A 12,063-nucleotide genomic window follows, 5' to 3' on the forward strand; every position below is an offset into this window, starting at 1 on the left:
TAATCTTTGATCATCACTGATTGAAGAAAGGAAGTTCACATGTCCCTGCGTTTTGTCACCCGCTCTGTCCATGCCTATCTTGACTACCCGGTTGCGATTGCGCTGATGGTTTTGCCTTTTGTACTGGGGCTGGGCCAGTCCAACCCGCTGGCACTCTGGCTGTCCGTTGTGACCGGCATTGCAGCATTCGTACTGACCGTTCTGACAGACCATCACCTTGGGATTTGGCGGGTTCTGCCATACAAGTTCCACTTGGCTGTTGATCTGCTTGTCGGCGTCACGTTCCTGTTTGCGCCCAGCCTGTTTGGATTTTCTGGGCTTGATGCGTTGTTCTACTGGGTGAACGGGGCCGCAGTCGTTGTGGTGATCTCGCTCAGCGCGCCCGAACAGAGCACTATTGCTTGAAGTGAGTCAGAACCGTAGCGATCAGCTGGGCCATGCGGGCATCCGGATGGCCCTTTTTTGTTTTAGACACTAATAAGGCCAAATTTGCCCAATGGGTCGCCCCTGTTGCATCAGATTTTCAGGCTTGAATTTTCCGACAAAAACCATCAGATATAGCGCAACGCCAGATGACACCATCAAGCAACTGGTTCCGGGGCGATCTGTGGGCTCAGCAAAAGCAGATGTGAAAGCCCGCCATCGCCCCGGGAACGACCAAAGGAGCCCGCGATTGCGTGATCGATTTGAAGAACTGATGGCCGATCCCTGCTGTGCATCGTGTGATTGCGACGCGCTAACCTCAGAAGTCGCGGCCTATCTCGATCACAAGACCTGCAACGCCGAGCGCTGCCGGGCGCTCGAAGAACGCTCAGCCGCAACGATGTACGCAGTCAGGCGCGATTCGATGCGCGCGCTGAATGAGGGTGGTGCGCGGGCCTAGAAATCCACACCACGTTGGGCTTTGATGCCGGCTTGGAACGGGTGTTTTTCTTCGGTCATCTCGGTTACCAGATCCGCATAGTCCCTGAGGGCTTGCGGGGCATCCCGGCCAGTCAGGAACACGCTGGTTTTGTCTGATCGGGTCTGAAGCCCTTCAATAACAGTGTCTACTGAAAGGTATTCGTAGCGCAGGGCGATATTGATCTCGTCGAGGACAACCAGATCGTAGTCGCCGCTTTTCATCAGATCACAGGCCTTGTTGAAGGCCGAAGTCGCTGCCGCGATGTCGCGCTCGCGGTCCTGCGTATCCCAGGTAAACCCTTCGCCCATTGTGTGCCAGGTGACCAGGTCGCGTTCCTCAAAGAACCTGCGCTCACCGGTTTTCCACTTGCCCTTGATGAACTGAACCACAGCCACTTTCTGGCCCCAGCCCAATGCCCGGATCACCACGCCAAATGCAGCCGAGGATTTTCCCTTGCCCTTACCTGTATTGATCAGCACCAGTCCCCGGCCGGGATCGACCGCTTCCGAGACTTTCTTGCGGTGCTTGGCTTGCACCTCTTGCATCTTTTCTTTGTGGTTCTGTGCGTCGCTCATCGGGAAACCTCATAGGTATATCGCGACCCAACCTAGGGAAAGATTGCGAAAGGTAAAGTCAGGCTTTGGGATCCGTTGCTGATCGCGCTTTGGTCCGATCAAGGCCAAGTTGTCGTTCACGCAGGATCACCACGACGTTGCCTGCAATCACCAACGCCGCGCCGCCCAGCATCACCAGGGTTGGCAACTCATCGAACCAGAAATAACCAATGACAATGGCGAACAGCATTGTGGTGTAGTCATAAGGTGCCAGCATTGACGCTTGTCCAAACTTGTAGGACGAGGTCACTAGAATCTGCGCCACTCCGCCGATCAGGCCGATTGTCACCAGCAATGCGGCTTGCTCCCATGTCGGGATAACCCAGCCCCAAAACACTGTGAGACCCGAAAGCAAGGTCGCTGTGAGAGAGAAATAGAACACGATTGCGGCGGGATGATCCACCTGTACCAGTTGGCGAATATGTATCTGCACAAAGGCACGGGCAACGGTTGCAGCCAGCACGCAAAGCGCACCTATTGTTGCGGCGGTTTCGGCAGTGCCTGAACCCAGCCGGGGCCAGATCATGATCAGAACGCCGACAAGGCCAAGCGCGACGGCCCCGATACGAATCATTCGTATCCGCTCGCCCAACATGATTGCAGCCAGAATCAGCGTGAAGATCGGGGTTGCATATCCGATGGCGGTTACCTCGGGCAGCGGCAACAGGCTAAGACCAGTAAAGGTCAGTCCCATGGCCGAGGTTCCCAGAACCCCGCGCCAGAAATGGCCCATCGGCTTCTTGACAACAAAGCCATGCACCAGCTCTCCTCGCCAGACCAGCCAGGCGATGATAACCGGAATCGCGAAAAGCGAGCGGAAAAACACCATCTCTCCCGGCGGGAAATCATCTGACAAAGCCTTGACCAATGCAGACATCGTCGTGAACAGCACGAGCGCACTGAGCTTGAGCGCCACGGCCAATGCCGGACGATGCGATGTTAAGGATTTCGCCATGGTCGCGAACCTGCGCCTTTGAGGCGGAAAGATCAACTGGCCAAAGTTGCCGTATCAGAGATTGGACCAGTCTAGTGGAAGCTGAGCTCCAATTTCCTCTGACAGGTCCTTTAGAAACCTCATCATCCGCGCGGCTCGGTCCTGCGCGATGGCCCTGCCTTTTTCGGTCAGCATATCATTGGGTAAGCGCAGCAGTTTTATTTGCCAGTGATCGATTGAAAAAATCAGGTCATTCGGCAAACGGTTTTCGGCAAACGGATCTGACGGGTCATAAAGGGTGCGTCCCAGGGCGCCCGATACTGAAAAGTTGCGGGCGATACCGATAGCACCCAACGCATCCAGACGATCGGCATCCCGTAATATTCGCGCTTCGAGTGTTTCGGGCGGGATGTTAGCCGAAAAGCTATGGGCGGCAATCGCGTGTTGCACGGCTCCAATTTCAGTGGTGGAATAGCCGAATTCTTCAAGAATAGGCTCTGATTTAGTGGCGGATCGCATCGAGGCCAGATGCCGATCCGGATCATCTTTTGACAGGTTGATCAGATCATGCAGATAACACGCCGCCAGCAAGACACGCGGGTTGGTTTCATCATCCGCAATCGCCTGCGCATTAACCCAAACCCGATCCAGGTGCGCCAGATCATGCGCCGGATCCGTCTGCATCCGTTGCCTGACGACAGCGCGCAGCGAAGCGCGCAGATCAGCCAATCCGTCCACGGTTCTCGCCGATTTGACCACGGTGCAGGAGCAGGTGATCGAGGATCACGCAAGCCATCATTGCCTCACCTACCGGAACGGCGCGGATGCCGACGCAGGGGTCGTGGCGGCCTTTGGTAATGATCTCGGTCTCTTCGCCGGATTTGGTGATGGTCTTGCGGGTGGTCAGAATGGACGAGGTTGGCTTGACCGCAAAGCGCACCACAACATCCTGGCCGGTCGAAATGCCGCCCAGAATACCGCCTGCGTGGTTCGAGCTATATTGAGGGCCGTCCTGCCCCATGAAAATCTCGTCGGCATTGGCCTCGCCGGTCAGTTCGGCGGCGGCCATGCCTTCACCGATTTCGACCCCTTTAACGGCGTTTATCGACATCATGGCTGCAGCCAGATCAGTGTCTAACTTGGCATAAATCGGCGCGCCGAGCCCCGCCGGAACGCCGCGCGCGACCACTTCGACCACTGCGCCGACCGAGTTGCCGGATTTGCGCAGGTCGTCCAGATAAGCGGCCCAATCTTCGGCTGCTTTGGCGTCGGGCGCCCAGAATGGATTCTGTTCGATCTGCGACCAGTCGAAATTGGCACGGTCGATCTTGTGCGGACCGATCTGGGTCATATAACCGGTGATTTGAACATTCGGAGCGATCTGTTGGATAGCCTCACGCGCGAGTCCTCCGGCCGCCACACGTGATGCCGTTTCCCTCGCCGAACTGCGCCCGCCGCCGCGATAGTCACGGATCCCGTACTTCTGCCAGTATGTGATGTCGGCGTGTCCCGGACGAAACTTGTCCATGATGTCGCCGTAGTCTTTCGAGCGCTGATCGGTGTTCTCGATCATCAACTGCACCGGTGTGCCTGTGGTCTGGCCTTCGAAAACACCAGACAGGATTTTGACCTGATCGGGTTCGCGCCGCTGTGTGGTGAATTTGTTCTGACCTGGTTTGCGCTTGTCCAGCCAATGCTGGATCATGCCTTCATCGATCGTGACGCCCGGAGGGCAGCCATCTATGGTCGCACCCAAAGCGGGTCCGTGGCTTTCACCCCAGGTGGTAACGCGGAAGAGGTGGCCAAAACTGTTCATCGACATGGGGCATGCTCCTTTGAGCGATGTGATTAGCGGGGAGTGCCTTGGTCCTCAAGCGGATTTGCATTTGCAGAGAAGCAAGCGCCGCCCTGTGGGCGGCGCGATTGGAATAAATCAGGCGGCTTGAGCCACCGCGGCGCGGGTTGCGTTGATCTTAAGCGCTGCAAGTGCCGCCTCGCGGCCTTTCTCGATGAAATGCGCGCGATAGATGGCGTTGTGGTGATCCGTTTCCTGATACTGATGCGGTGTCAGCGAGACCGACAGGACCGGAACACCTGAATCGAGCCCGGCCCGCATCAAGCCATCGACAACCGCTTGTGCGACGAAGTCATGCCGGTAGATGCCGCCATCCACTACAAAGGCAGCGCAGGCTACGGCGGCGTAGCGCCCCGTTTGCGCCAGGTCACGGGCCAGCAGGGGCATCTCGAAAGCGCCCGGAACGTCGTATACATCAACCTGATCGGCTGGAATTAGTTCGAGAAACCCATCCAGCGCGCGATCCACGATATCTGAATGCCAGTTGGCTTTGACAAAAGCATAGCGGGTGTGTGTCATCATGATCTCCTTTCGTAACAGACACGTCACCCAAGGCGATCACGAGCAGGCACACCGCATTACCGGCGTGCTGCACGTTCTCTTTCATCCGGACTGTAACCGTCGGCTCTGGCTTCTCACCAGATCTGCTGACACCCCGGAGACCGGGGCCGCTCGCGGGCTTACGGGTCATGCCCGCATACCGCCGGTGGGGAATTTCGCCCCGCCCTGAGAACGAGTGGGACCTTGCCAAGGAGATATCGCTTCTGCAAGAGAAATTGGCAGGAGGACGAATATGCATCCCAATCCCACCTTTCGCGCCGAAACGCGCGAGCGTCACATCGAGTTTGCGCGTGACCGCGCCTTTGGTGTTCTGGCGGTGTCGACATCGGATGCACCGTTGTTAAGCCACGTTCCCTTTCTTCTGAACGAGGATGCTTCATCGGCTGACCTGCATCTGGTCCGGTCAAATCCGATTGTTAGGGCGCTGAAACAGCCGCAACCTGCGAAGATCGCTGTGTTGGGGCCGGATGGGTATATCTCGCCTGACTGGTACGAAGTCGATGATCAGGTGCCGACCTGGAACTATGTAGCGGTGCATCTGACTGGAGTGCTTGAGATGCGGCCAACGGACGACCTGCGAAATCTGCTCGACCGGCAGGCGGCAGACTTTGAAAATCGCCTGCTGCCAAAGCCGCCATGGTTGGCGTCCAAGATGACACCAGACGCGCTGGATAGAATGATGCGCATGATCGTTCCCTGCCGACTCATGATCTCGGATATCGACGGCACTTGGAAGCTGAATCAGAATAAGCCCGATGAGGCGCGACATCGCGCGGCTGATCACGTGCACTCAGCAGGACTTGGCAGCGAGGTGGCGCGCTTGGCCTCGTTGATGCGCAAGGCCTGAGGCACGCGTTCTCGCCTTCCATTCATTGAGCGCTGAATGTGGCGAGATAAGCAGCGATGTCATCTGCGCCTTTTTTCAGCTTGACGCTCATGTTCGGGCGGGCGGTGTCATCATCCAGATATTCCTTGATGAACCCGATCGGATCCCGAGAATAGGCGGCGATGTTTTCTTCAGTCCACACAAGCCCTTCTTGCCCGGCGCGGATCATGTCGTCGGTGAACATCCCGATGGGCAAACGTTCACTTCCATAAAGATAATCGTTCTCAGTTCCGGCGGTGCGGCCAACTACGCCAAAGAGATTCGGCCCGGTGATGCCGCCTTTGACCAGAACCTCGCCATTTTTGATGATCGCATGGCACGAAGAGCATCTGTTATAGAGCTGTTCGCCTTTCGCCGGATCGCCGGCTGCGATCGCCTGTACTGAAGTCAGAAACGAAACAAAAACTACGGTTGCTGCTATCTTGAGCATTGAACATCTCCGGCTGGGAATATTGCGCCTGTGGCCTTTCACGCATTCCCGTTTAGAGTGCAATCGAATTCTGGTAGATAATCACGTGTTTGAAATATCTATTTTATAGTAATAATTTAAGAGGAATCGTATCGCGCTAAAATAGAAGTAATACAGTGTTCCTAAGGTAGAGCTGCACGTGAAATCGGCGGCGTTCGCATAGGGTGAGGAGATTTCAATTTGGGGATCTACCAGCGCGGGTCGATGCCGAATCACGTCCCGCCTGCCTGGCGCCAATTCGCCGCTCTGAGGGTTAAAATCTGCATTTGAGATTGAAATTTTGCCCTTTCACCGTGACATGAATGCTTAGATGCGGCGTATTGCGCGTTTAAGAGCGCTGGACGAACTCTATTCTCCCCGATAGATACCCCGTTTAAGACGCCGCACTTGTGCGGTGCGCGAGCTTTATGCCCGTTCGCGGGCGCCAGATAATCGGAGATAACCTCGTGTCCCAAGCTGAAGACCACGAAGGCACCCGCAGAGATTTCCTCTACTACGTCGCTGGCGGCGCAGGTGTCGTTGCCACCGGGGCTGCCGTTTGGCCCCTGGTAAATCAAATGAACCCATCGGCAGACGTCCAGGCGCTGTCCTCGATCCGTGTGGATGTAAGCGGGGTAGAGCCGGGTACGCAGCTGACTGCAAAGTGGTTGGGTAAGCCTGTTTTCATCCGTCACCGCACAGGTGCCGAGATTCAGGAAGCTCAGGAGCAGGACGCTGAAGGTGTCGACGCGCTGCCTGACCCGCTGGCTCGCAACTTCAATTTGAACGCCGACGCACCAGCGACCGATGCCAATCGCGTCATGCCTTCGCCCGAAGGCGAAGGAGAAGGGGCGTGGATCGTTCAGATGGGTGTTTGTACACACCTGGGTTGTGTGCCGCTTGGCGATGCTGGCGATTTTGGCGGTTGGTTCTGCCCCTGCCACGGCTCGCACTACGATCTTGCCGGTCGTATCCGCAAAGGCCCCGCGCCTGAAAACCTGCCCATTCCGCCCGTTGAATGGGTAGACGCCACCACCATCAAGCTCGGCTAAGGGAGACCTAACTTATGTCCGGAATTCCCCACGATCATTACGAGCCGAAGACAAATGGCGAGAAGTGGCTGAACAGCCGTCTGCCCATCGTCGGCCTGCTTTATGACACCCTGATGATCCCAACCCCCAAGAACCTGAACTGGTGGTGGATCTGGGGCATCGTCCTGGCGTTCTGCCTGGCGTTGCAGATCGTCACCGGTATCGTTCTGGTGATGCACTACACCCCGCATGTTGATCTGGCCTTTGCCAGCATCGAACACATCATGCGCAACGTGAACGGCGGCTATATGCTGCGCTATCTGCACATGAACGGCGCATCGCTGTTCTTTGTAGCAGTCTACATCCACATCTTCCGCGGCCTGTTCTACGGCTCGTACAAAGCCCCGCGTGAGATTACGTGGATCATCGGGATGCTCATTTACCTGATGATGATGGGCACTGCGTTCATGGGCTACGTTCTGCCCTGGGGTCAGATGTCCTTCTGGGGTGCGACCGTGATCACCGGCCTGTTTGGTGCGATCCCGTTTGTTGGTGATGCGATCCAGACCTGGTTGCTGGGCGGACCTGCGGTGGACAACGCCACTCTGAACCGCTTTTTCTCGCTGCACTACCTTCTGCCGTTTGTTATCGCGGCGCTTGTGATCGTGCATATCTGGGCCTTCCACACCACAGGCAACAACAACCCGACAGGTGTTGAGGTTCGCCGTGGCTCGAAAGCCGAGGCAGAGAAAGACACGCTGCCGTTCTGGCCCTATTTCGTGATCAAGGACCTGTTCGCGCTGGCGGTCATTCTGGTCGTGTTCTGGGCCATCGTGGGCTACATGCCGAACTACTTGGGTCACCCGGATAACTACATCGAAGCCAACCCGCTGGTTACACCTGCGCACATCGTCCCTGAATGGTACTTCCTGCCATTCTACGCGATCCTGCGTGCGTTCACTGGCGAAGTCTGGGTCGTTCAGTTCGCCAGCTTCATCACCGGCGGCATCATCGACGCCAAGTTCTTTGGTGTGATTGCGATGTTTGGTGCGATCCTGGCCATGGCCCTAGCCCCTTGGCTGGACACCTCGACCGTGCGTTCGGGCAAGTATCGTCCGATGTTCAAATGGTGGTTCTACCTTTTGATCATCGACTTCTTTGCTTTGATGTGGCTGGGTGCGATGCCCGCGGAAGAGCCCTATGCGACCTTCTCGCTGATCGCTTCGGCTTACTGGTTCGCCTATTTCTTCGTGATCCTGCCGATCCTGGGTGTCATCGAAAAACCCGAGGCGCAGCCGGAAACCATCGAAGAAGACTTCAACGCGCATTATGGCAAGGCAAACGCCGACGCCACGCCGGCCGAGTAAGAAGAGGGACCGGAAACATGTTCAAGAAACTTGCAATCGGTGCCGCGTTCGCTTTGGCCCTTGCGCCCGCCTCGACTTTTGCGGCAGGTGGCGGTGAGCAGCACATCGAAGATTTCGACTTCTCGTTCGAGGGACCGTTTGGAACCTGGGATCAGAACCAGCTTCAGCGCGGCCTACAGATCTATACCGAGGTCTGCGCAGCCTGTCATGGTCTGCAATATGTACCTCTTCGGACCCTTGAAGATTTGGGGTATTCGGAAGAGCAAGTCATCACCTACGCGGCCGACAACTTCGAGGTGTTCGATCCCGAGCTGGACGATTTCCGCCCGGCAATCCCGACCGACCACTTCCCGGCCAACAACGGTGTCGGCGCGCCTGACCTGAGCCTGATGGCGAAGGCCCGTGCCGGTTTCCATGGTCCTTACGGTCTGGGCATCAACCAGCTGGTCAAAGGCATGGGGGGCGCGGAATATATTGCCTCGCTTCTGGATGGTTATACCGGTGAAGAAAAGGAAGAAGCCGGTACTGTTCTCTATGAGAACAAGGCCTTCCCCGGTGGTTGGATTTCCATGGCTCCGCCGCTGGCAGAAGATCAGGTTGAATTTGCCGACGGACATCCTGCAACCGTTGAGGCAATGTCCGAAGACATAGCAGCCTTCTTGATGTGGAGCGCCGAGCCGAAAATGATGGAGCGCAAAAATGCCGGTTTCGTCGGTGTTCTGTTCCTGACAGTTCTGTCTGTTCTGCTGTACCTTGTGAACAAGCGCCTGTGGGCACCGATAAAGGGCAAACGTCTGGACTAAGGTCGACGTATAACTAAAAACTAAACCCCCGCGCCATCACGGTGACGGGGGTTTTTTTGTTGCGATGGTGTGGAAGGGGCCAGCCCCTTCTTGGCCTGCGGCCAATTCATCCCCGAGGTATTTTTGGCCAGATGAAGAACGGATCACACTTGTAATTGAGCTTTGCTGTGCCCCCGTATCGTCGCGATTACGATCTCGCCTTCGGGTTGGGCGTTGCCGAAGGTTACTTCGGTAAATTGTTCGGTGCGGCCCATTGTGGGATTTTCCATCAGGATATTGTGGGTTTTGCCGATCTGTGCCGTCAGATGCTTGATGACCTGTGCATCGCCGGCTGCACGCAGGCGCGCGGCGCGTTCTTTGATGACATTGCCGTTGATCTGTTGCGGTATGCGGGCTGCCGGAGTGCCTTTGCGTTTGGAATAGGGGAATACATGCAGCCAGGTCAGGTTGCACTCGGTGACGAGCTTGAGGGAATTCTCAAAATGAGTCTCGGACTCGGTCGGGAAGCCAGCGATGATGTCCGCGCCAAAAGTCATGTCGGGTCGTAGTTTGATGGCGTCTTCAGTGAAACGAATCGCATCTTCGCGCAGGTGGCGGCGTTTCATGCGCTTCAGGATCAGATCGTCGCCATGCTGCAAGGACAGATGTAAATGGGGCATCAGGCGCGGCTCGGTCGCGATAGCATGCATCAGGTTCTCGTCGACTTCGATCGAGTCGATTGAGCTGATGCGCAGGCGCGACAGGTCTGGCACCAGTTTGAGGATGCGCATCACGAGATCGCCCAGTTTCGGCTGAGCGGGCAGATCCGTGCCCCATGAGGTCAGATCGACCCCGGTCAGAACAACTTCGTTGTAGCCCCTATCGACCAATCGTTTGATCTGATCCACCACAACGCCCGCAGGGACGCTGCGAGAATTGCCCCGGCCGTAAGGGATAATACAGAAGGTGCAGCGATGATCGCAGCCATTCTGAACCTGTACATAGGCGCGTGAGCGGGTTCCGAAGCCATCAATCAGATGCCCGGCGGTTTCCGTGACAGACATGATGTCGTCAACCTGAATCGCCTCGGTCTGACCGATGAAATCGGCGGCCATGCCTTTCCAGGTATCCGGTTGCATCTTTTCGGTGTTGCCGATGACCGCGTCTACTTCGTCCATAGCAGCAAAGGTCTGCGGCTCGGTTTGCGCCGCGCACCCGGTGACGATCAGACGTGCCGAGGGGTTTTCGCGGCGCAGCTTGCGAATCTCCTGCCGCGCCTTGCGGACGGCCTCGGCGGTCACCGCGCAGGTGTTGACGATCACAGCATCCGTTAGCCCCGCCTGCTGCGACAGTTCTTTCATCGCTTCGGTCTCATAGGCGTTCAGGCGGCAGCCCAGAGTGCTGAACTTAGGCGGGTTCATTCCAGTGACCTCAGGTATTCAGGCGTCAGCGTGCCCGAAAACACATGGGCTGTGGGCCCCGTCATCCAGACCCCATCTTCGCGCCAGTCGACCCAGATCGTGCCGCCGTCCAGATCCACTTGCACCTTACGTCCAGTGAGGCCTCGACGTGAGGCAGCAACAGCGGTGGCGCAAGATGATGACCCCGAGGCCAGAGTGATCCCCACTCCTCGCTCCCACACCCGCATGCGGATGTGGTCGGGTGCGACTATCTGTGCGACCTGAACATTGGTGCGTTCGGGATAGAGTGGATGGTATTCGTAACGCGCGCCGAACTCTTCCATCGGAATGGCCTCGGCGTTGTCGACAAAGAAAGTGCAGTGCGGGTTGCCCATGCCGGTCGCTGTTGGACCACCTTCTATCGGCAGTTCCAGCGTGTCCATCTCTTCCGCCAGGGGAATCTCGTTCCAAAGGAGTTGGGGGTGCCCCATATTCACCGACGTCAGTCCATCGCCAGCGTCGCAGGCCTGCAGTGTGCCGCGTTCAGTTGTGAGCGTGAGTTCGGATTTGCCCGTCTCGTCCATCAGAAACCGAGCGATACAGCGCGTGGCGTTGCCACACGCAGCCGAAGTCGACCCGTCGACATTGTAGAACACCAGATGCGCATCCGCTTCGCCGCGTTCGATCACTGCCAACTGATCGAACCCCACGCCGAACTGCCGGTGCCCGATTCCCCTGGCAAGGGCCGGGGTGACCGGCACGGCATGCGCGCGCGCATCGACAACGACAAAGTCGTTGCCCAACCCGTGCATCTTCATAAAGGCCAAACCGGTGTCGAGTATCTGTTGCATGGCGGGCGTATAACGCCGGTCCGGACATGAATCCACCCTGTCGCGTAGATTCCTGAAAAAAGGGGTTGACCCCCCAGTTCCACCTGCCTAATTAGGCCGCCTATCGGGGCGCCGAACTCATACGAATGACGGCGAACTGAAGTACGAAATAAGGTCTTGAACCCGGTCGGGTATTTACCTTACAGAGTGCTGCGGATCGAAGAGATCCTAAAAAGAGTGGGCCGTTAGCTCAGTTGGTAGAGCAACTGACTTTTAATCAGTGGGTCGCAGGTTCGAATCCTGCACGGCTCACCACTTAAGCCAAGCAAATACAAAAGCTTAGAGTAGGTGGTGCCCGCCCTGCGGGGTGGTGTGTTTGCCCAAACCAGTACAATACAAGCAATGCGGCTTGCTGTGGTGACTCGCTCAGCAAAAGCGCCCCGGAACTCAT

At 56.9% G+C, this 12,063-nt stretch carries 14 protein-coding genes, 1 tRNA gene and 1 riboswitch; of the genes, 7 read left to right on the forward strand and 8 right to left on the reverse strand.

Annotated elements, in window-relative coordinates; all coding sequences use genetic code 11:
• Positions 1-39: 39 nt before the first annotated feature.
• Entirely contained in the window at positions 40-405 is a 366-nt protein-coding gene (locus I5192_RS17110; protein ID WP_223117372.1) for a hypothetical protein, read from the forward strand.
• Positions 406-673: 268 nt separating this feature from the next.
• Positions 674-883: a hypothetical protein gene (locus I5192_RS17115; protein WP_170398221.1), complete on the forward strand. Its 210-nt coding sequence runs from the start codon at positions 674-676 to the stop codon at positions 881-883.
• On the opposite strand, the gene cobO is transcribed toward I5192_RS17115, so the two are convergent.
• From cobO to I5192_RS17140, 5 genes are all read right to left on the reverse strand, one after another.
• On the reverse strand, positions 880-1,479 hold the full coding sequence (cobO, locus tag I5192_RS17120; RefSeq protein ID WP_170398223.1) for a cob(I)yrinic acid a,c-diamide adenosyltransferase: 600 nt from the start codon (positions 1,477-1,479) through the stop codon (positions 880-882). The two genes, I5192_RS17115 and cobO, sit on opposite strands and share 4 nt — an antisense overlap.
• Before the next feature lie 58 nt (positions 1,480-1,537).
• Complete coding sequence (locus tag I5192_RS17125; protein WP_170398226.1) at positions 1,538-2,473, reverse strand: DMT family transporter; 936 nt, start codon at positions 2,471-2,473, stop codon at positions 1,538-1,540.
• A 54-nt stretch (positions 2,474-2,527) separates the two neighbouring features.
• Positions 2,528-3,190: an HD domain-containing protein gene (locus I5192_RS17130; RefSeq protein ID WP_223117373.1), complete on the reverse strand. Its 663-nt coding sequence runs from the start codon at positions 3,188-3,190 to the stop codon at positions 2,528-2,530.
• Positions 3,174-4,274 carry a chorismate synthase gene (gene aroC, locus I5192_RS17135; RefSeq protein ID WP_223117374.1) on the reverse strand — a complete coding sequence of 367 codons (1,101 nt, stop codon included), beginning with the start codon at positions 4,272-4,274 and terminating at the stop codon, positions 3,174-3,176. Before aroC ends, I5192_RS17130 begins: the two co-directional genes overlap by 17 nt.
• A gap of 111 nt (positions 4,275-4,385) precedes the next feature.
• Positions 4,386-4,826, reverse strand: a complete 441-nt coding sequence (locus I5192_RS17140; protein WP_223117375.1) for a 6,7-dimethyl-8-ribityllumazine synthase — start codon at positions 4,824-4,826, stop codon at positions 4,386-4,388.
• 72 nt (positions 4,827-4,898) lie between these two features.
• Positions 4,899-5,045: riboswitch (FMN riboswitch) on the reverse strand.
• Between the two features lie 55 nt (positions 5,046-5,100).
• Between I5192_RS17140 and I5192_RS17145 the strand changes: the two genes are divergently transcribed.
• On the forward strand, positions 5,101-5,715 hold the full coding sequence (locus tag I5192_RS17145) for an FMN-binding negative transcriptional regulator (protein WP_170425582.1): 615 nt from the start codon (positions 5,101-5,103) through the stop codon (positions 5,713-5,715).
• A gap of 22 nt (positions 5,716-5,737) precedes the next feature.
• Here I5192_RS17145 and I5192_RS17150 read toward each other — a convergent pair whose 3' ends face one another.
• Entirely contained in the window at positions 5,738-6,184 is a 447-nt protein-coding gene (locus I5192_RS17150) for a cytochrome c family protein (RefSeq protein WP_170425585.1), read from the reverse strand.
• Between the two features lie 485 nt (positions 6,185-6,669).
• Between I5192_RS17150 and petA the strand changes: the two genes are divergently transcribed.
• Genes petA through I5192_RS17165 form a run of 3 tightly spaced genes read left to right on the forward strand, consistent with a single transcriptional unit; the run spans position 6,670 to position 9,403 of the window.
• Positions 6,670-7,254, forward strand: a complete 585-nt coding sequence (gene petA, locus I5192_RS17155) for a ubiquinol-cytochrome c reductase iron-sulfur subunit (protein ID WP_170398293.1) — start codon at positions 6,670-6,672, stop codon at positions 7,252-7,254.
• 14 nt (positions 7,255-7,268) lie between these two features.
• Positions 7,269-8,600, forward strand: coding sequence for a cytochrome b (gene petB, locus I5192_RS17160; RefSeq protein ID WP_170398296.1), 1,332 nt, complete (start codon positions 7,269-7,271; stop codon positions 8,598-8,600).
• A 17-nt stretch (positions 8,601-8,617) separates the two neighbouring features.
• Positions 8,618-9,403: a cytochrome c1 gene (locus I5192_RS17165; RefSeq protein WP_170398299.1), complete on the forward strand. Its 786-nt coding sequence runs from the start codon at positions 8,618-8,620 to the stop codon at positions 9,401-9,403.
• A gap of 143 nt (positions 9,404-9,546) precedes the next feature.
• Here the strand turns inward: I5192_RS17165 and mtaB are convergent, their stop codons facing one another.
• Both mtaB and dapF read right to left on the reverse strand, forming a co-directional pair.
• Positions 9,547-10,803: a tRNA (N(6)-L-threonylcarbamoyladenosine(37)-C(2))-methylthiotransferase MtaB gene (gene mtaB / locus I5192_RS17170; protein WP_223117376.1), complete on the reverse strand. Its 1,257-nt coding sequence runs from the start codon at positions 10,801-10,803 to the stop codon at positions 9,547-9,549.
• Positions 10,800-11,633 carry a diaminopimelate epimerase gene (dapF, locus tag I5192_RS17175; RefSeq protein WP_223117377.1) on the reverse strand — a complete coding sequence of 278 codons (834 nt, stop codon included), beginning with the start codon at positions 11,631-11,633 and terminating at the stop codon, positions 10,800-10,802. Before dapF ends, mtaB begins: the two co-directional genes overlap by 4 nt.
• A 218-nt stretch (positions 11,634-11,851) precedes the next feature.
• Here dapF and I5192_RS17180 point away from each other — a divergent pair.
• A tRNA-Lys gene (locus I5192_RS17180) sits at positions 11,852-11,927 on the forward strand.
• Positions 11,928-12,063 lie beyond the last annotated feature (136 nt).

It is taken from the genome of Ruegeria sp. SCSIO 43209 (assembly GCF_019904295.1).
Lineage (GTDB): Bacteria > Pseudomonadota > Alphaproteobacteria > Rhodobacterales > Rhodobacteraceae > Ruegeria.